Source organism: Sorangium sp. KYC3313 (assembly GCF_052075895.1).
In the GTDB taxonomy this organism is placed as follows: domain Bacteria; phylum Myxococcota_A; class Polyangia; order Polyangiales; family Polyangiaceae; genus Sorangium; species Sorangium cellulosum_B.
This window is the reverse complement of record NZ_CP197255.1, coordinates 7,926,687-7,944,531: the sequence shown is the minus strand read 5'-3', so window position 1 is coordinate 7,944,531 and position 17,845 is coordinate 7,926,687. Positions and strand designations below refer to the sequence as shown.

The window sequence follows — 17,845 nt, the reverse complement described above, 5'->3', positions numbered from 1 at the left end:
ATGCTCCACGCCGCCCTCCCGCAGCCCGCCGCCCCCGGCGATCCGCCCGCCGCCCCTGGCGGCGCGGGCGGCGCGGCGCCGAGCCCGGCCGGCCCGCTGCGGCTCGACGCGCTGGAGCAGGGATCGAGCCTCGGCCGCGACGCGTGGCGGCGGCTCCGGAAGAACCGCGCCGCGGTCGCCTGCGGCGTCGTGCTCATCGCGATGATCCTCGCCTGCGTCCTCGTCCCCGAGCTGTCGAGCTACCGGTACGACAAGGCGGATCTCAAGCTCGGCGCGCAGCCCCCATCGCTCGCCCACTGGATGGGCACCGACTACTTCGGCCGCGACCTGATGGCCCGCGTCTTCTTCGGCGGGCGCATCTCGTTCGCCGTCGGCATCGTCGCGACGCTCGTGAGCTTCGTCATCGGCGTGAGCTGGGGCGGGATCGCCGGGTACTTCGGCGGCAAGGTCGACGCGATCATGATGCGCATCGTGGACGTGCTCTACACGTTCCCGTTCCTCATCCTCGTCATCCTGCTGATGGTCTTCTTCGCGAACGACCAGACGGCCCTCTACCGCGCCTGGAAGGTCGCGCTCGGCCTCTTCGTCAAGGAGCCGTCGGACCCGAGCTACTTCCCCATCTTCCAGATCGTCGTCGTCTTCGCGGCCCTCGGCGGCATCTCCTGGCTCACCATGGCCCGCATCGTCCGCGGCCAGGTCATCGCGCTGCGCGGCCAGCCGTTCATCGAGTCGGCGCGCTCGATCGGCGTCGGGCACGCCGCGCTGATCTTCCGGCACCTCGTGCCGAACGCGGTCGGCCCGATCATCGTCTACACGACGCTCACCATCCCCGAGGTGATGATGACCGAGGCGTTCCTGAGCTTCCTCGGCCTCGGCACGCAGGAGCCGCTGTCGAGCTGGGGCCTGCTCGCGTCCACCGGCGCCGACGCGATGGACCTCTTCCCCTGGCAGCTCATCTTCCCGGCGCTGATGCTCGCGCTCACGCTGATCTGCTTCAACTTCCTCGGCGACGGGCTCCGCGACGCCCTGGATCCTCGCATCCGGAAGGACTGAAGGGCGCCGCGCTCCTCCTCCGGACGCGCGCGCCGGCACGGACCATGCAACCATGCTGATCGAGGTCAAGAACCTGAAGACCCACTTCTTCACCGAGGAGGGGGTGGTCCGCGCGGTCGATGGCATCTCCTTCAGCCTCGATCGCGGCGAGGTCCTCGGCATCGTCGGCGAGTCCGGCTCGGGCAAGAGCGTGACGAGCCTCTCCCTCCTGCGGCTCATCCCCGACCCGCCGGGCAGGATCGTCGGCGGCCAGATCCTGCTCGAGTCCGAGGGCGGCGTCGTCGAGGACCTCGTGGAGGCGAGCGAGGCGCGGATGGAGCGCGTCCGCGGCGACCGGATCGCGATGATCTTCCAGGACCCGATGACGTCGCTGAACCCTTACCTCCGGGTGAGCGAGCAGCTCATCGAGGTGCTGGAGCTCCACCGCGGCATGGGCCGCGCCGAGGCGCGCCGGCGCAGCGTCGAGATGCTGCAGGCGGTCGGGATCCCTGCGGCGGCGTCGCGGATCGACGACCACCCGCACCAGCTCTCGGGCGGGATGCGGCAGCGCGTGATGATCGCGATGGCGCTCCTGTGCGACCCCGATCTGCTGATCGCCGACGAGCCGACGACGGCGCTCGACGTCACGATCCAGGCGCAGATCCTGGACCTGATCGGGGAGCGGAAGGAGGCGCTCGGCGCGGCCGTCCTCCTCATCACGCACGACCTCGGCGTCGTGGCGAAGATGGCCGATCGCGTCGCGGTCATGTACGCCGGGCGCATCGTCGAGGAGGGCCCCGTCGGCGCCATCTTCCACGCCGCCCGGCACCCGTACACCATCGGCCTGTCGCGCTCGATCCCGCGGCTCGACGACGCGCGCGGCGGGGAGCTGGTGCCCATCCCCGGGATGCCGCCCTCGCTCGCGCGCCTGCCGCCGGGCTGCCCGTTCCACCCGCGCTGCGCGCACGCGATCGCGGCGTGCCGGGAGGAGGCGCCGCCGCCGCGCGTCGTCTCGGGCGAGGGCAACAGGAGGGCGCTGCACGTCGTGCGGTGCCACGTCGAGGACGTCGCAGGACGAGCGCCATGACCACCGCTGTACCCCCCCCGCCGCTGCTCTCGGTGCGCGATCTCAAGGTCCACTTCCCGGTGCGTCGCGGCCTGCTCCAGCGGCAGGTCGGCACGGTGCGCGCGGTCGACGGCGTCTCGTTCGACGTCGGCCGCGGCGCGACGCTCGGCCTCGTCGGCGAGTCCGGCTGCGGCAAGTCGACGACGGGCCGGGGCATCCTCCGCCTCGTCCCGCCCACGTCGGGGAGCGTGAAGATCGACGGCCGGGAGATCCTGACGCTCGATCCGCGCGCGCTGCGGAAGGCGCGCCGCGAGATGCAGATGATCTTCCAGGACCCGTACGCGAGCCTGAACCCGCGCATGACGGTCCACGACCTCATCGCCGAGCCGCTCTCCACCCACGGCCTCGTCTCGTCGCGCGACGAGGCGCTCCGCGAGGTGGCGCGCCTCATGGAGCTCGTGGGGCTCTCGCCCTCGTACATGCGTCGCTATCCGCACGAGTTCTCCGGCGGCCAGCGGCAGAGGATCGGCATCGCCCGCGCGCTCGCCCTGAAGCCGAAGCTCGTGATCGCGGACGAGCCGGTCAGCGCGCTCGACGTGAGCATCCAGGCCCAGATCGTCAACCTGCTCGCGTCGCTCCAGCGCGAGCTCTCGCTCACGTACGTGTTCGTCGCGCACGACCTCGCCGTGGTACGCCACCTGTCAAGCGAGATCGCGGTGATGTACCTCGGCCGGATCGTGGAGCGCGCTCGCCCGGACGAGCTCTTCCGTTCACCGCAACATCCGTACACGCAGGCCTTGCTGTCGGCGATCCCGATCCCGGATCCCGACGTCGAGCGTACGCGCCGCCGGCTGCCCCTCGTCGGCGAAGTGCCGAGTCCGCTGAACCCGCCGTCAGGGTGCCATTTTCACACACGCTGTCCGTATACGATGGACCGGTGCAGCGCCGAGGCCCCTCCGCTGGAGGAGCGTCGCCCTGGGCACTGGGCCGCCTGCCATCTCACCGAGCTGCCCACGTCACCTACGCATCCGTGATGTGATCCGGCGGCGCGCAATACCCCACATCGGCTGAGCCCGTTGTCCAGACATGACGTGGAATGTCCGATGACAGGATTTTCCTGACCTCTGCGTGCAGTAGCGGGGTTAGGATCCTTGGACCGATGCCGCGAATCTCTGACGCCACGCTTCGCGCCCAGATCCCGACGGCCCTTCTCATCGGCGGCGATCAGGCGTTGCTCCAGCGCTGCCAGACGGCGGCGATGGATGTGGGGATCATCGTCAAGGCGTGCCCGGTATCGATGGCCGCCGCGCTCGCGGAGGAGCGTCGGCCGGTGGTCATCGTGGTCACGTCGTCGACTTACGCGCTCGCTCCCGAGGCGTTCGAGGAGATCGCGCGCGACGTGGTCAGCACGCTCGTGCGGGTCGACGAGGCGATGGTGGCAGACGAGCTCGGGGCGTTGCTGGCCACGGCGGCGCGCGAGAGCCGCAAGCAGCGCTCGCGGCAGCAGACGCCCGGTCGCTACTCGATGATGCCGGCGGACGAGAGCGCGTCGGTGCCGCGGTCGGAGCGCTTGACCATCGGGGTGATGAAGCCGGACCCGGCGTCCCGGCGCGACCCCGAGGCGACGCCGCTGCCGCGCTCGGGGCCGCGCAGCGCGGGCGCGCAGGAGCCGCGAAGCGCGGGAGCGCAGGAGCTCGCGTACCGCGAGCGCGTGGCGGCTGCCGTGGCTGCGCAGCGGCCGGAGCGCTCACGCGCGGAGGCGCCGGGGGAGGCGGCGCACCGCCCGCGCGAGGCGCCGGTGCCGCAGCGCCTGGGGGTCATGGTGGGGCCGCCCTCGTCGCGGGCGCGCCGTGAGCTGCCCGCTCCGACGCCGCTCCCGCCGCAGCCGGCCGCTGGCCCGGCGGTTGCGCGCCGGGACGCGTCCAGGCCGGCGCAGGCATCGCCGGCGGCTGGAGCGTACGTGCGGCGGGATACGCCGCTGGCAGGCTCGCATCCGGTCGAGGCATACGCGCGGCGGGATACGCCGGTGGCCGGCTCGCAGCAAGCCGGGGCGTACGCGCGTCGGGATGCGCCGGCCGCGACGTCTGCACGGCGAGAGACGTCGGCGCCGCTGTCGCAACAGGCCGTTCCGCGCTCGCGGCAGCAGGGCGGGGTGGTTCCACGTCGGGACACGCCGGCGACGCATGCGCTTCCGCGGCAGGTGCCTCCGTCGCCTGCCGCGCAGCGCGACGCGCAGCCGTGGGAGCAGCGCGACGCGCAGCCGTGGGAGCAGCGCGACGCGCAGCCGTGGGAGCAGCGCGACGCGCAGCCGTGGGAGCAGCGCGACGCGCAGCCGTGGGAGCAGCGCGACGCGCAGCCGTGGGAGGCGAGCATCGGCCTGCAGCCGGGCGCGGCACCCCCGCAGCGGGGGGTGCTCGCGATGGGCTCGCAGGACGGCGAGGCGCACGGCCGTCATTCCACGTCGCCGCCGAGCTCCCACCGCGCGCCGCCGAGCTCCCACCGCGCGCCGCCGAGCTCCCACCACCATCAAGCACCGCCGAGCTCCCATCAAGCACCGCCGTCCTCTCGAAGAGCGCAGTTCCACGTCGACATCGCGCTCCTGTTCGATGAGCGAGGTCTGCCGCGCGCCGATCCCCAGGCGAAGTGACGCCCGGCCGGGCGCGCCGGGCGGCTCATCCGCTGGCGAGGGCGCCGGGCGATCCCTCTGCGGGCGAGAAGCCGCGCCCCACGGGTGACCGGCGGCGCGGCGGAGGGTAAGCTTCGCGCGGCCATGACGACAGGGACGAAGCAGGAGTCGATCCACGGCAAGCTCGTTCGCGCGCTCGATCCCGTGCACATCGAGGTGGAGAACGAGAGCCGCATGCACAGCGTGCCGGTGGGCTCGGAGACCCACTTCAAGGTGCTCGTGGTGAGCGAGGCATTCCGGGGGCTGAGCCCGCTCGATCGCCACCGCCGGGTCAACGAGCTGGTGCGCGAGGAGTTCCGCTCCGGGCTGCACGCCCTGACGATCCGCGCGATGACGCCGGACGAGTGGGAGCGGCAGGGGGGCGCGGACTTCCGCTCTCCCCCGTGCCTGGGCGGCTCCAAGGCGCCGGAGCCCGGCGCCAAGTCGGGCTGAGCGGCGAGGCGCGCATGGAGCTCGTCGTCGCCCTCGTCTCGGACCTGCACTTCGGCCCGGAGGCGTCGTTCGGGGGCAAGCTGCGCAAGCTCACGGGCGAGGCGCCCGAGCTGACCCGCGCCTTCGTGAGGCGGATGAACGAGATCACGCGGCCCGATCTCGTCGTGAACCTGGGCGACGACATCGAGGACGAGGGGCCCGAGGCCGACCGGGAGCGCTACGGCGCCTGCATGGCCGCGCTCGGCGGCCTGAAGGCCGAGCTCTTCCACGTCGCCGGCAACCACGACGTGATCCACCTGAGCGAGGCCGAGCTGCTGTCCGCCTGGGGCAGACCCGAGGCGACGCGGCTCCACTACGCCTTCGACCGCGGCGGCTTCCACTTCACGGTCCTTCACACGCGCGAGCGCAAGGATCACGACATCTCGCTCGGGCCAGAGCAGCTCGCCTGGCTCGGAGAGGACCTCGCGGCGTCCCCGCTGCCCAAGATCGTGCTGATGCACCACAGCGCGGCCGATCAGGATCTCCGGGGCAACCGCTGGTTCGAGGGGAGCCCGCACATCTGCCTCGTGCGCGAGCGACGCGCGATGCGGAAGCTCTTCGAGGAGCACGGCGTGCTCGCCGTCTTCAACGGCCACCTGCACTGGAACCACCTCGACGTGATCCGCGGTATCCCGTACGTGACGCTCCAGAGCCTGATCGAGAACCTCGACGACGACGCGCCGGGCCGCCCCGCCGCGGCGCACGCGGTCGTGCGGCTCGGCCCGAAGCGCATCGTGGTGGAGATCGAGGGCGCGGAGCGGGCGCGGTACCAGTTCGACCGGCGGTAAGGCGCGGAGAGCGCCCGAGCGGAAACTGGATAGGTCAGGCGGAGCTGGGCGGGAGCGGCATCACGGACTCCACGAAATAGCGCAGGATGTCCTGCGGCGTGATGATGCCGACGAGGCGCCCCTCGCGCACCACCGGCAGATGGTGGATCCGGTTCGCGCGCAGCAGGGTCATCACCTCGTCCGTGGGCATGAACTCGTCCACGCAGATGGGCGGGGTGCTCATCACGTCTGCAGCCGTCATGCCCGCGGACTCCTTGCGCAGGAGCACGCCCAGGAGATCCGTCTCGCTGACGAACCCGACGATGTGGTGCCCCTCGTCGATGACCGGCGCGCCGCTCAGGCGATGGTTGGCGAACAGCTGCAACATGTCGATGACCGGCGTGCCCTGCTCCAAAGCGATAACGCGCTCGGTCATCAGATTGCGCGCATGGCCCTTCATGGTCCGGGGCATGTAATGATCAGCACGCAGCGACGTCAAGGGCGCCGATGCACCGCGCCGAGCAGCCCGTCCAGCCGCCGTCCTTCGCCCCAACGCCAACGCCCCCCCAACGCCCCCGCCCTCCGTCGCGCGACCGCTGCGGACGGCCGGGGGGCGCAACGCACCGGCCGGCTCGGACGACCCCGGCGCCTCCCTGCCGGCTGCCCCGGCGGCCAGCGGGCTCGCCGGGGGAGCTCAGGGAGTGGACGGCGGGGCCCGGAAGGCGCAGGCCCAGGCCGTCGCCCGCTCGGATGGATCGAGCCCGCCGAGCGCCTCTCCGGGCGCGTCCCGGCGAGGAGGTCGGCTGTCGGCGACATGCCATCGTGTCGCCACCATTGCACTTCGACCGCACCCCATCACGCCTCCGTCCGCGGTGCCAGCATCGCTGTCCATGATGCCTTGGACAGAGCAGGAGTCTCGCGCCGACAGCGCCGCAACAACGCCAACAGAGCGATCGCGCCGCGACACAAAAAAAGAGACCATTGCGTGCGCGTCGGTCTTTGCCCGGCGGAGTATCAGTGACATCTTTCCATTTGTCTCTGTAGCGGAGATGGCCCCATCGGCCGCTCCGACTCGTGGGCTTCTTCGCGGCTCGTGCATCTGAACAAGATCACGCGCCGGTGTTCGATGCGCGTACCCCTTGGCCCGCGCCTCGGCGCCGGTCGTTTCGGGAGCTCGTGGGCCATGCGCTCATGGGCATCCCAGGGGGGTGTTATCCATGGAGCATTCGCCGAAGCTAGCTGCACTCCTCCTGGCCATCGCGGCGCTCTTCGCGAGCGCGTGCGCGGTGGCGCTCGATCCGGACGCTCCGGCCGAGGACGCCGGGGACGCCGCGTCCCAGGCCGCCCAGACGGCGAACGCGCTCACGTCGAACTCGCTCACGTCGAACGCGCTCACGTCGAACGCGCTGGCGTCGAAGGCGCTGACGTCGAACGCGCTCACGGCCGAGGCGCTCTCGGGCCACCCGCTCACGGCCGAGGCGCTCCGCGACCCGGCCGCGCGCACCCTGCTGAAGTACGTCGCGGGCTGCGCGCTGCCCGCGGGTGAAGGCTTCACCGTCGCCGTGAACGGCGACGAGTACTCTTTCCCAGGGGAGCTCGGCCTCGCGGCGAGCTGGGGCGAGGAGGGCGGCGCCTGCGACGAAGCGTGCCGGTCCTGGGTCAGCGGCTGCGTCCTCGCCCGCGTCAATTACCTCGGGCACAAGGTGAACATCTCCGTCCGCGGAGATCGCGAGGAGCTCCAGGCCGACAAGGTCGAGCGCGCGGCCTATCCGCGGCGCGAGGCCACCTACTACGGCAACATCTTCGCGCCGCAGCGCCGCTACCACGCGTGCCTCCCCCCCGAGCCGTCGTCGCTCGCGCGCGCCTGCGGGCCCTCGCTCGAGACGTGCGCGATCCAGATCGCCGGCTCGTGCGAGAGCCTGTGCGACAGGCCGGACAGCGACGGAAGCTTCCCGAGCTGCCGCGGCAAGATCCGCGGCAGCTCGGGCAAGCTCACCGTCGAGAGGACGCCGAACCCCGGCTCGATCACCGTGTTCCTGCGCTGAAGTGGGCCACGCGGAGATCATCGCGGGGCGCTTCGTCGTCGAGGGCGAGGCCGCCTCCGGAGGGATGGGCACCGTCTACAAGGCGTACGACCGCCTCGGCGGCGCGGCGGTCGCCCTCAAGATCGTCCGGCTGAGGAACGAGATCCAGATCGAGCGGTTCGAGCGGGAGGCCGCCCTCCTCGCCGCGCTCGTCCACCCGGGCATCGTGCGCTACGTCGCGCACGGCGGCACCCCGGAAGGCGATCGCTACCTCGCCATGGAGTGGCTCGACGGCGAGGACCTCGCCGCGCGCCTCGCGCGCCGCGTCCTGCCGGCGAGCGAGGGGCTCCTGCTCGTGCGCCGGGCCGCCGACGCCCTCGCGTTCGCGCACGCGCGCGGCATCGTCCACCGCGACATCAAGCCGAGCAACCTCTTCCTCCCGGGCGGGGACGCCGGGCGGGTCAAGCTCGTCGACTTCGGCATCGCGCGGCCCAGCAGCGACGCGGGGCGCGTCACCGTCACCGGCGGCGTCCTCGGCACGCCGGGGTACATGGCCCCGGAGCAGGTCGAGGCGCACAGCGTGCCCGACCCGCGCGGCGACGTGTTCTCCCTCGGGTGCGTCCTCTTCGAGTGCCTCGCCGGCCGGCCTGCCTTCGCGAGCGCGAGCCCCATGGCCGCGCTCAGCAGGGTGCTGCTGATGAGGCCGCCCCGCCTCCGCGACGTGCGCGCGGACGCGCCGGCGCCGCTCGACGAGCTCGTCGCGCGCATGCTCTCCAGGCAGCCCGGCGACCGCCCGCGCGACGGCGCCGAGGTCGCGGCCGAGCTCGACCGGATCGCCGCGATGCGGGGCGGGTGGACCGCGCCGCCCGACGCGCCGACGCTCGCGGGCGGCGCGCCGCCCGACGCCCCGGCCCACGGCCTCGCCCCGCGCGACCGCGCCGCGCTCACCCTGGGCGAGCAGCGCGTCGTGAGCCTCGTCTTCCTCGGCGAGCCCGGCCACGGCGCAGCCCGGGCGCCGCAGCCCGCCCCGCAGGCCCCCCAGGAGGCCCCTGGCGAGCCGCCGCCCGGATCGGGCAGGTCGCCGCCGCCCGCCTCGCGCAGGTCGCAGCTGCCGCCCGGATCGAGCAGGTCGCAGCCGTCCACGTCGAGCGCGCGGGCCGCGGAGATCCGCTCGCTCGTCGAGGTCCACGGCGGCAGGCTCACGCAGCTCGTCCCGGGCGTGGAGATCGTCATGATGTCCGGCCCCGGCAGCGCCGTGGATCGCGCCGAGCGCGCCGCCCAGTGCGCGCTCGCCCTCCGCACCGAGCTCCCGGCCGCACCGCTCTGCGTCATCACGGGGCGGGGCGTCTTCTCCGCGGGCCTCGCCGAGGGCGACGTGATCGACCGCGGCCTCGCCGAGCTCCGCGCGGCGCTCGATGAACGCGAGGTGCGCGCGGTGCGCATCGACGGCGCGACCGCCGACATGCTCGGCCCGCGCTTCATCGTCGCGCACGCCGCGCCCTCGGCGCCGGGCGGGCCGCTCTTCCTTTACGGCGAGCGCGCCGTGGACGAGATCGCCCCCGCCTTGCTGGGGAAGCGCACCCCGTGCGTCGGCCGCGCCCGCGAGCTCTCGATGCTCCACGGCGTGCTCGCCGGCTGCATCTCCGAGTCGCTCGCGAGCGCGGTGCTCGTCCTCGGGCCGCCCGGCGCCGGCAAGTCCCGGCTCCGCCTGGAGCTCTTCGCCGCCCTGAGGCAGCGGGACGAGCCGATCGAGATCTTCTGGGGCCGCGCCGACTCGGGCTCTCCCGGCTCGCCGTTCGGCATGATCGCGGACGTGCTCTGCCGGGCCGCCGGCCTCCGCGCGCGCGACCCGGCGTGGGCGCGGCAGCGCAAGCTGAAGCAGCGGCTCGGGCGTCACCTGGGCGGCCCGGCGCTCGATCGCGCGGCGGCGTTCCTCGGCGAGATCAGCGGCGCGCCGTCGCCGGAGCACGCCCGCATGGTGCGGGCGGCGCGCCAGAGCGCCACCGGGATGAGCGACGGCGTGGGGGCCGCCTGGGAGGACTGGCTCGCCGCCGAGTGCGCAGCGCGCCCCGTGCTCCTCGCGCTCGAGGACCTCCACTGGGGCGACGCCGCCACCGTGCGCCTGCTCGACGCGACGCTGCGGAACCTCCGCGAGCTCCCGCTCATCCTGCTCGCGCTCGCGCGCCCGGACGTCCACCGGCTGTTCCCGAGCCTGTGGGCCGAGCGCGAGGTGCAGACGATCAAGCTCGGACCGCTGCCGCGCCGCGCGAGCGCGGAGCTCGTGCGCGCCGCGCTCGGCGAGCCTGTGCCCGAGGGCGTGGTCGCGCGCCTCGTCGAGCGCGCCGGCGGCAACCCGTTCTACCTGGAAGAGCTCATCCGCGCGGTCGCGAGCGGCAAGGAGGAGCTCCTGCCCGACTCCGTGCTCGGCACGGTGGAGGCGCGGCTCGACGCCGAGGGCAACGAGGGCAAGCGCGTGCTCCGGGCGGCCAGCATCTTCGGCGATCGCTTCTCGAAGCGCGGCGTCGCGGCGCTGCTCGGCGGCGAGGAGCGCCTCGCCGACGTGGAGGCCTGGCTGACGGCGCTCGCCGACCGCGAGCTCGTCGCGCCGGCCTCGGCGTCGGCGGGCCTCGCCGACGCCGCCGATTACGTCTTCCGCCACACGCTCGTCCGCGAGGCCGCGTACGCCATGCTGACCGAGCGCGACCGCGCCCTCGGCCACCGGCTCGCGGGCGCGTGGCTCGAGCGGAGCGCCTCCGCCGATCCGCGGGGCGTGGCCGAGCACTTCCGCCGCGGCGGAGAGCCCGGCCGCGCGGTGCGCTGGTACCGCCGCGCGGCCGAGCAGTCGCTCGAGGCGAACGACCTGCGCGCCGCGCTCGAGCGCGCCGCGTGCGGCGAGGCGTGCGGCGCCGAGGGCGAGGATCTCGGCGCGCTCCGGCTGGTCGCGGCCGAGGTCAACGTCTGGACGGGCGACCTCGCGGCGGCCGAGGAGCTGGGCGCGTCCGCGGCCGAGCTGCTCCCCGCCGGCTGCGCCGGGTGGTTCCGGGCGGTCACCCAGATCGCCGCCGCGGCCGGGAAGCTCGGTGCGGTCGACCGCGTTGCGCGGTGGGCCGCCGTCGCCGAGGGGATGTCGGCGGCGCCGCCCTCTTATGCGTCCGCTGCGCCGCCGTCCTGCGCGCCGCCGGCGCCGGCGTCTGCGGCGTCGGCGGGGCCGCCTTCCGCCGCGCCCCCGGCGCCGGCCTCCGCCGCGCCCGCAGCGCTGTCCTCCGGAGCCGCCGCGCTGCGCCGCGCCCGGATCGCGTGCTTCTGCGAGTGCGGCGCGCAGCTCGTCTTCGGCGGCCGCTACGCCGAGGCCGGCGCGCTGCTCGCGCGCATCGACGAGGACCTCCGCGCGCCTCCGCCGCCGGACGCCGAGCTCGTCGCGATGGCGCAGCAGCTCCGCGCGATCCGCGCCTCGGCCGGCGGCGATCCCGAGGCGTGCCTCGAGGGCCTGGAGGCGGCGCTCGCGGCCTTCGAGCAGGCCGGGGACAGGCGCAGCGCGTGCGTGATCGGCGCGAACCTCGGCTTCATCTACGCCGAGCTCGGCGAGCTCGGGGCGGCCGAGTCCGTCCTGCGCGCCGCCCTGGAGGCCGCCGACCGCATGGGGCTGCGCGAGCTCGAGACGGTGGCGCTCCACAACCTCGGCCACGCGCTCGGGCAGCTCGGCAAGCTCGACGAGGCGCAGCTCGTCGAGCGGCGCGCGGTGGAGGCGTTCCAGCAGCGGGGCGACCTCCGCATGGAGGGCGTGGCGCGGACCTACCTCGCGAAGATCGCGCTCCTCTCCGGCGACGCCGCGACCGCCGAGCGGGAGGCGCGCGCGGCCGAGGCGGCGCTGCACGTGGCCCCCCGGCTGCGCGCGGCCGCCGTGGCGGTGCGCGCGCGGGCGCTGCTCGCCGCGGGCGAGGTCGCGGCGGCGCTCGGCGCGGCGCGGGCGGCGTTCGGCGAGCTCGCGGCGCTCGGATCCCTGGAAGAAGGCGAGTCGCTCGTGCGGCTCGCCTACGCCGAGGCGCTCGCGGCGTCCGGCGCCCACGGCGAGGCGTCCGCGGTGCTCTCGGAGGCCAGGGAGCTCCTGCTCGCGCGGGCGCGGCGGATCGCGGACCCGCGGCGGCGCGAGCGATTCCTGACCGCGGTGCCCGAGAACGCGCGCATCGTCTCCGGCGCCACGGCGACCTAGCCGCCCCGAGGGCGCGCGCCCTCCGCCTCGCCCGCCCGCGTGTCCCCGGCCCTCCCCGCGACATGGGCATTGGGCGCCCCCGCGCTGATGCCCTGTCGCGCCGCCTGGACCGACGTGACCCGTGAAGGGGAGGACACCGGCCTTCCGATTGTCCAGGATGCGCGAGGTGCTTGTGGCGCTGAGAGCCTGTGAGTTCTGCTTGATTCGAATTAAACAAATACTCTATCAGAGGTGACAGGTGATCAGACGAGCTCATTCCTCCAGCACGCGCGCTGCACGACCCACCGCCGTCACACCCGCTCGAAATCGGGAGAGAGTCGAGAGAAAACGATGGGCCGGGCGCCGGACGTGGATTGACGCATTGCGGTGCACGGCCGGAGCTGTCGTGGTGCTGCTCTCGCAAGGATGCGTCGCGTCGATGGACGAGCCGGTGGACGCCGAGCGCGCCGAGGTCGGCGAGGGCGCGCTGGCGTTGAAGAGCTATGCGCAGACGCGGTATCCGATCGTGCTCTGTCACGGGATGGCCGGCTTCAAGGCGATGTTCGGGGTGATCGACTACTTCGGTGGGATCGCGTCTGCGCTGCGCTCCGGCGGAGCGGAGGTGTATGCCACCGAGGTGCCCCAGTTCGACAGCACCGAGGCGCGGGGGGAGGCGCTGCTCGCGCAGGTCGAGGACATCGTCGCGCGCACGGGGAGCGGCAAGGTCAACCTGGTCGGGCACAGCCATGGCGGGCTCGACGCCCGGTATGTCGCCGCGGTGCGGCCGGATCTCATTGCCTCGGTGACCACCATCGGGTCTCCGCATCAGGGGGCCGAGCTCGCCAGTTTCCTCCAGGAGAACCTGCGGGAGGGCGGGTTCGCGGAGGGGGCGCTCTCGTTCCTCGCCAACAGCCTCGGCGCGGTGCTCAGCCTGCTCAGCGGGCACACGGCGCCCCAGGACGCGATCGCCGCCGTCAGGTCGCTCTCCGCCACCGGGATGCGCGAGTTCAACGCGCGTTACCCCGCCGGGCTGCCCGCCGGCCGGTGCGGGCAGGGCCCCGCCGAGGAGGGCGGCGTGCGCTTCTTCTCGTGGTCGGGGACAGCGGTCGTCACGAGCCTCGTCGATCCGACCGACCTGACGCTCAAGCTCATCTCCACGCTGTATTCGGAGTCGAACGACGGGATGGTGGGCAGGTGCAGCTCCCATTTCGGGGAGGTGCTCCGCGACGACTATGCGATGAACCACCTCGACGAGGTCAATCAGCTCTTCGGGTTTATCAACCTGTCTGGCCCGAACCCGAAGTCCGTGTTCCGGTCGCATGCGAGCCGGCTGAAGGCCGTCGGCCTCTAGCCTCCTGGAGGGCTCTTCGTGGCGCGTCGTCGCAGGACAGCTCTCTTCGTGGCCATGGCGCTCGTCGCGGCGATCGGCGCGGGCCGCCTCGTCTCGGGGGAGCGGACCCGGCCGGCGGCGCCCTCGGGCCGATCGAGCGGGGCCGCGCGCCCCGCTCGGAAGGAGGCGCTGCCCGCGCTGTCGGTTGCGCCGGCCCCCACGCGCGTCCGGCAGGCGCTGTCGGTAGCGCGGCCCCCTGCGGCGCCGCGCCCGCCGACGATCGCGGCGCCGCCCTCGCTCCGCGGCACCGACGTCGACGGCGCGGTGACCGTCGACGAGCGCGGCGATCTGGTCGTCGGCCCGGAGCTGCTCGGGCTGTTCGACTACTTCCTGAGCGCCACCGGCGAGGAGCCGGCGCCGGCGATCCGGGCCCGCGTCGTCGCGGCGATCCGGGAGCGGGCGGCGGGGCGCGGAGCGGAGCAGGCGATCGCGCTGTTCGACCGGTACCTCGGCTACCGCGAGGCGGCCGGCGAGGCGAGCGTCGAGCAGGAGGCCGATCCGGCGGCGCGCCTCGCCGCGCTGCGCGCGATCCGGCGCGCATGGTTCGGCGAGGCGGCCGCGGCGCGGCTGTTCGGCGACGAGGAGCGGGAGATCGAGGCGGCGATCGAGGAGTCCCGCATCCTCGCGGACGAGGCCCTCTCGCCGGAGGAGCGCGACGCGCGGATCGCGGAGGTCGAGGCGGCGCTCCCGGAGGCCGTCCGCGAGGCGCGGGAGGCGGCGACGCGCCCGCTCGCGCAGCAGGCCGAGGAGCAGGCGCTCCGGGACGCGGGCGCGTCGGACGAGGCGCTGCGCGCGCACCGGGTCGCGACCGTGGGCCCCGAGGCCGCGGACCGGCTCGCGGAGCTGGACCGGCAGCGGGCGGCCTGGCAGCAGCGCCTCGACGCGTTCGCCGGCGCGCGCGCGGACATCGAGGCGACGGTGGCCGATCCCGACGCGCGGCGCGCCGAGGAGGAGGCGCTGCTCGAGCGCTCGTTCACGCCCGAGGAGCGGCTGCGCGTGGGGGCGATCCTGGGTCTCGCCCGGTGACGGCCGCGCCTACAGCGATCCGCTGATCGAGAGCCCGAGCCCGCCGGGGGTGACGAGCGGGGCCGCGCCCACCTGGAGGACCTGGCCGCGCTGCAGCGGCACGCGCACCTGCGAAGGCATCGCGATGCCGCCGAGCAGCATTCCCAGGCCGACGGCTTGCCCGGCGCCGAGGAGGGAGAGCCCGACCGCGCTGGCCGCCGTCGGCCGCCCCGTGCCGAGGTGGATCCACGGACCCGCGAGGGGGATCAGCAGCGAGGCGGGGTTCGCCGAGGTGCGTTCGTAGCGCCGGACGACGAAGCAGGTGCCCTGGGAGCACTGCGGCACCAGCCGGATCCGCACCTCCGGCTGCCCGAGGGAAAGCGCGGCGCCGCGGACGGCCGACGCGACCCAGAAGCCGCCCAGGGTCGACGCGCCCCCGATGATCCAGCGTGCCCTCCGCGGGTTCGCGACGTAGGTGGCGGTCGCGACCCGCTGCGGGGCGCGCTGCGTGAAGGTCGTGGTCTGCCGCGGCGGCGTGGCACGACCCTGCGCCCGGGCCTGAAGCGAGATGGTCTGGGTCGCGTCGCCGGCGGAAGCGCTGGAGATGCCGAGACAGAGGCCGATCCCGAGAAGCCCGGCGAGCCCCTGGACGACGCCTTTCCCGCTTGTTGACCTACCGCTGGTTCTCCCCGTCTTCGAAGTCCACATGCGCCCCTCCCGGTGCTATCGACGCACCTGCGCTGGAGAGAGCAAGCCTCGGGCCTCCTCCGGGAGGTGCCTTTCGCCCCGTCGATCGAGTGCCCGGGATCCGGGGCAGGGAGGTGCAGTGAGCACAGAGGGCAAGGTGAGCACAGCGATTTTCTGCGATCCCCTCGGAGTCCTCGGCGCCACGGCGATGCCCCTTCATGGAGAGGAGGTACCGAGTCCCACATCCCGGGAAGACGCAGCAGACGAGGAGCGTCTGACACGGCCAGACCGGGGATTTGCGGCGCTCTCGAATTTTTCGGGGGAATTGAACGGGGAGGCGAGGAGACGGGGAGTACAATCCCAAAAATCTCCCGGTCTCCCCGTTCAATTTTCTGCTGAAATGCCAACAAATAAGGGAATTGTCAGCCCGCAATCCACACGTGGGAAGCGGACGATGACGTTCCGACCTGTCCGACCCGATCGAGCCGCCGCGCTGGCGCGCTGGCGCGCGGGCGAACCGGGGGCGGGCGCGCTCACGACCCTCACGATCCGCCGCGCGGCGAAGCGGATGATCCGCGAGCAATACGGCGTCTCGCTGGCCGGCCAGGGGATGAGCTGCTGATACCGCAGGTCAGATATCCTGACAGGGCTCTGCCTCGCGAGCGGGGAGAACGTCAACGTAAAGGCGCCAGGAGCGCAAAGACGCGAAAAAGCAAGGTGTCTGTCCCTTGTTGCGCCCTCGCGGAAGAGTCGCTCCGGGGGTTCAAGGAGCTGGACGCGCGCCGTAGTGGAAAATTACACCACAGCGCGTTCCCGGCAGGGAGAACGTCGTGACCGGCTCGGCGGCGCGATGCGCCGGGCAAGAACGCGCCGCCGCGTCCCGGACGACGCGCTGCGATTTTCCTGCTCCCATGAATGCGCAGCCCGTTCATTGCATCGTAGCCGCCGAGCCGCCGAGCCGCCGATGGCGTGGGGACGGGCGTGTCCTGGAGACGTTCAGGTTCGTGGGTTTCACTTGTCTTGCGGAGGTAGCCTATGAGGTGTGCGCGACACAGCAGCGGACGCATGGTGGTAGCTTGTTGTTTGCTCATCGGATTCAGCTCGGGGTGCGAGAGCTCGGTTGTCCTTCCCGAGCCATCTCCCCAGCACACCCCGGTCGGTCCGCCGCGGGACGAAGAGACGGCTGACGTCGGCTCGCCGGACAGGCCCGTTGCCCGGCCGGGGACGGGCGAGCGCGTCGTCGATGTGCCGAACGGCGGCGGCGCGGATGTGCCGAAGCCGAACGGCGGCGGCGCGGGCGATCGATGCGCGGGCCCGTTCCCGGGCGAGGAGCCGAGCGACGGCAGCGGCTACTACCTGAAGCCCGGCCTCCTCTATCCTGCGGAGTCGTCGGGCGTGGTCATGGGTCAGCTGTCGCTGGGCGACATCGACGGGGACAGGCGCTTCGACTTCGTGAGCACGGATCGCGAAGCGCTGTACGTGCAGACGCATCCGCGCGTACAGGAGCTGAACGGCGCAGTCATCCACACCCCTTCCACGCCGGCCAACTCGGTCGAGGACACGTTGCTGCTCGACGCGGACCGCGACGGCGCGCTCGACGTCGTCGTCGCGCAGCAGGAAGGGCTCGCCTTCCTCCGCAACCAGGGCGGCGGCGCCTTCGAGCCCCCGAGGACGATCGCCGGGCCAACCACGTTCTCCCCGAGCGCCGTGGACCATGACGGGGATGGCGTCCTCGACATCGTCGCGCTCGGCTATCACAGCAAGATCCTCGTCTACCGGGGCGACGGCGGCGGCGGCTTCGCGCTGGCCCACGAGCTGCCGGCCGGCGTGTTCATGTCCGGCATCGTCACCGGCGATGTGACCGGGGACGGCCACCCCGACGCGGTGATCGCGATGACCGGCGTGGGCGCGGGCATCGCCGTCTTTCCGCACGACGTCGAGCGCGGGTTCGACACGACCGGACAGCAGGTCTTCTTCGAGACCACGCCGCCGAGCTCAGGCGTCTCGTTCGTCTCGGTCGCGGTGGGCGACGTGAACAACGACGGACGCCAGGACGTCGCCGCCGTCACGCACGAGTACTCCGACGGGCCGATGCGGGTCTGGATCCTGCTGCAAGACGAGCTCGGCCACCTGACGGCGCCGCAGCCGCTGCTCACCATCGATGATCACCAGTATTTCGTCTCAGGAGGCCTGCAGATCGCCGATCTGAACCTCGATGGGCGGAGCGATCTCGTCGCGGTCAGCCGAAACACGGCCGAGATGTGGTCGTTCCTCCAGACGCCGGATGGCACGTTCGAGGCCCAGGCGGCGCCGTTCCCTGGCACGTTCGAGGACATCGACGGTTTCGGCGTCGGCATCACCGATTTTGACTGCAATGGGTGCCCTGACGTCGTGGGCGTCCAGCTCGACGGTCTGGTCGTCTTCCGCGGTCGCGGCTGCGCGACGATGCCTTGAGCGCTCCCGCGGGCGGCGCCTCGTGCCCCTCGTCCAGCCCGTCCTGTGCTCGTCCCGCCGGGAGCGGGGGCTCC

14 protein-coding genes are annotated in these 17,845 nt (G+C 73.1%); 12 read left to right on the top strand and 2 right to left on the bottom strand.

Features of this window, described 5'->3' with window-relative positions; all coding sequences use genetic code 11:
* The 6 genes from ACSRUE_RS30605 (at window position 1) to ACSRUE_RS30580 (ending at window position 6,043) form a co-directional block, all read left to right on the top strand.
* Window positions 1-1,053, top strand: coding sequence for an ABC transporter permease (locus ACSRUE_RS30605; RefSeq protein WP_441286667.1), 1,053 nt, complete (start codon window positions 1-3; stop codon window positions 1,051-1,053).
* A gap of 52 nt (window positions 1,054-1,105) precedes the next feature.
* The gene (locus ACSRUE_RS30600) at window positions 1,106-2,119 is read left to right on the top strand and encodes an ABC transporter ATP-binding protein (RefSeq protein WP_441286666.1); all 1,014 of its coding nucleotides are present in this window, start codon (window positions 1,106-1,108) and stop codon (window positions 2,117-2,119) included.
* Window positions 2,116-3,132 carry an ABC transporter ATP-binding protein gene (locus tag ACSRUE_RS30595; RefSeq protein WP_441286665.1) on the top strand — a complete coding sequence of 339 codons (1,017 nt, stop codon included), beginning with the start codon at window positions 2,116-2,118 and terminating at the stop codon, window positions 3,130-3,132. The genes ACSRUE_RS30600 and ACSRUE_RS30595 overlap by 4 nt, the downstream gene beginning before the upstream one ends.
* Window positions 3,133-3,257: 125 nt before the next feature.
* On the top strand, window positions 3,258-4,745 hold the full coding sequence (locus ACSRUE_RS30590) for a hypothetical protein (protein WP_441286664.1): 1,488 nt from the start codon (window positions 3,258-3,260) through the stop codon (window positions 4,743-4,745).
* 123 nt (window positions 4,746-4,868) lie between these two features.
* The gene (locus ACSRUE_RS30585) at window positions 4,869-5,216 is read left to right on the top strand and encodes a BolA family protein (protein WP_441286663.1); all 348 of its coding nucleotides are present in this window, start codon (window positions 4,869-4,871) and stop codon (window positions 5,214-5,216) included.
* A 14-nt stretch (window positions 5,217-5,230) separates the two neighbouring features.
* Window positions 5,231-6,043: a metallophosphoesterase family protein gene (locus tag ACSRUE_RS30580; protein WP_437746962.1), complete on the top strand. Its 813-nt coding sequence runs from the start codon at window positions 5,231-5,233 to the stop codon at window positions 6,041-6,043.
* A 34-nt stretch (window positions 6,044-6,077) separates the two neighbouring features.
* On the opposite strand, the gene ACSRUE_RS30575 is transcribed toward ACSRUE_RS30580, so the two are convergent.
* On the bottom strand, window positions 6,078-6,458 hold the full coding sequence (locus ACSRUE_RS30575; RefSeq protein ID WP_441286662.1) for a CBS domain-containing protein: 381 nt from the start codon (window positions 6,456-6,458) through the stop codon (window positions 6,078-6,080).
* 781 nt (window positions 6,459-7,239) lie between these two features.
* Here ACSRUE_RS30575 and ACSRUE_RS30570 point away from each other — a divergent pair.
* The 4 genes from ACSRUE_RS30570 to ACSRUE_RS30555 all read left to right on the top strand — a co-directional run bounded on the left by ACSRUE_RS30570 (window position 7,240) and on the right by ACSRUE_RS30555 (window position 14,651).
* Window positions 7,240-8,067, top strand: coding sequence for a hypothetical protein (locus ACSRUE_RS30570; RefSeq protein ID WP_441286661.1), 828 nt, complete (start codon window positions 7,240-7,242; stop codon window positions 8,065-8,067).
* A 1-nt stretch (window position 8,068) separates the two neighbouring features.
* Complete coding sequence (locus tag ACSRUE_RS30565) at window positions 8,069-12,256, top strand: serine/threonine-protein kinase (protein ID WP_441286660.1); 4,188 nt, start codon at window positions 8,069-8,071, stop codon at window positions 12,254-12,256.
* 418 nt (window positions 12,257-12,674) lie between these two features.
* On the top strand, window positions 12,675-13,586 hold the full coding sequence (locus tag ACSRUE_RS30560) for an esterase/lipase family protein (RefSeq protein WP_441286659.1): 912 nt from the start codon (window positions 12,675-12,677) through the stop codon (window positions 13,584-13,586).
* Window positions 13,587-13,640: 54 nt separating this feature from the next.
* Window positions 13,641-14,651: a lipase secretion chaperone gene (locus tag ACSRUE_RS30555; RefSeq protein WP_441293146.1), complete on the top strand. Its 1,011-nt coding sequence runs from the start codon at window positions 13,641-13,643 to the stop codon at window positions 14,649-14,651.
* A gap of 9 nt (window positions 14,652-14,660) precedes the next feature.
* Here the strand turns inward: ACSRUE_RS30555 and ACSRUE_RS30550 are convergent, their stop codons facing one another.
* Window positions 14,661-15,338, bottom strand: a complete 678-nt coding sequence (locus tag ACSRUE_RS30550; RefSeq protein WP_441286658.1) for a hypothetical protein — start codon at window positions 15,336-15,338, stop codon at window positions 14,661-14,663.
* Window positions 15,339-15,771: 433 nt separating this feature from the next.
* Here ACSRUE_RS30550 and ACSRUE_RS30545 point away from each other — a divergent pair, with 433 nt between their 5' ends.
* Both ACSRUE_RS30545 and ACSRUE_RS30540 read left to right on the top strand, forming a co-directional pair.
* Window positions 15,772-15,939: a hypothetical protein gene (locus ACSRUE_RS30545; RefSeq protein ID WP_441286657.1), complete on the top strand. Its 168-nt coding sequence runs from the start codon at window positions 15,772-15,774 to the stop codon at window positions 15,937-15,939.
* 443 nt (window positions 15,940-16,382) lie between these two features.
* Complete coding sequence (locus ACSRUE_RS30540; RefSeq protein WP_441286656.1) at window positions 16,383-17,771, top strand: FG-GAP repeat domain-containing protein; 1,389 nt, start codon at window positions 16,383-16,385, stop codon at window positions 17,769-17,771.
* Window positions 17,772-17,845: the final 74 nt, after the last annotated feature.

Coding starts and splice junctions, on each gene's coding strand:
- ACSRUE_RS30605 (WP_441286667.1), top strand. CDS start 1: ATGCTCCACGCCGCCCTCCCGCAGCCCGCCGCCCCCGGCGATCCGCCC.
- ACSRUE_RS30600 (WP_441286666.1), top strand. CDS start 1,106: ATGCTGATCGAGGTCAAGAACCTGAAGACCCACTTCTTCACCGAGGAG.
- ACSRUE_RS30595 (WP_441286665.1), top strand. CDS start 2,116: ATGACCACCGCTGTACCCCCCCCGCCGCTGCTCTCGGTGCGCGATCTC.
- ACSRUE_RS30590 (WP_441286664.1), top strand. CDS start 3,258: ATGCCGCGAATCTCTGACGCCACGCTTCGCGCCCAGATCCCGACGGCC.
- ACSRUE_RS30585 (WP_441286663.1), top strand. CDS start 4,869: ATGACGACAGGGACGAAGCAGGAGTCGATCCACGGCAAGCTCGTTCGC.
- ACSRUE_RS30580 (WP_437746962.1), top strand. CDS start 5,231: ATGGAGCTCGTCGTCGCCCTCGTCTCGGACCTGCACTTCGGCCCGGAG.
- ACSRUE_RS30575 (WP_441286662.1), bottom strand. CDS start 6,458: ATGACCGAGCGCGTTATCGCTTTGGAGCAGGGCACGCCGGTCATCGAC.
- ACSRUE_RS30570 (WP_441286661.1), top strand. CDS start 7,240: ATGGAGCATTCGCCGAAGCTAGCTGCACTCCTCCTGGCCATCGCGGCG.
- ACSRUE_RS30560 (WP_441286659.1), top strand. CDS start 12,675: ATGGACGAGCCGGTGGACGCCGAGCGCGCCGAGGTCGGCGAGGGCGCG.
- ACSRUE_RS30555 (WP_441293146.1), top strand. CDS start 13,641: ATGGCGCTCGTCGCGGCGATCGGCGCGGGCCGCCTCGTCTCGGGGGAG.
- ACSRUE_RS30550 (WP_441286658.1), bottom strand. CDS start 15,338: ATGTGGACTTCGAAGACGGGGAGAACCAGCGGTAGGTCAACAAGCGGG.
- ACSRUE_RS30545 (WP_441286657.1), top strand. CDS start 15,772: ATGACGTTCCGACCTGTCCGACCCGATCGAGCCGCCGCGCTGGCGCGC.
- ACSRUE_RS30540 (WP_441286656.1), top strand. CDS start 16,383: ATGGTGGTAGCTTGTTGTTTGCTCATCGGATTCAGCTCGGGGTGCGAG.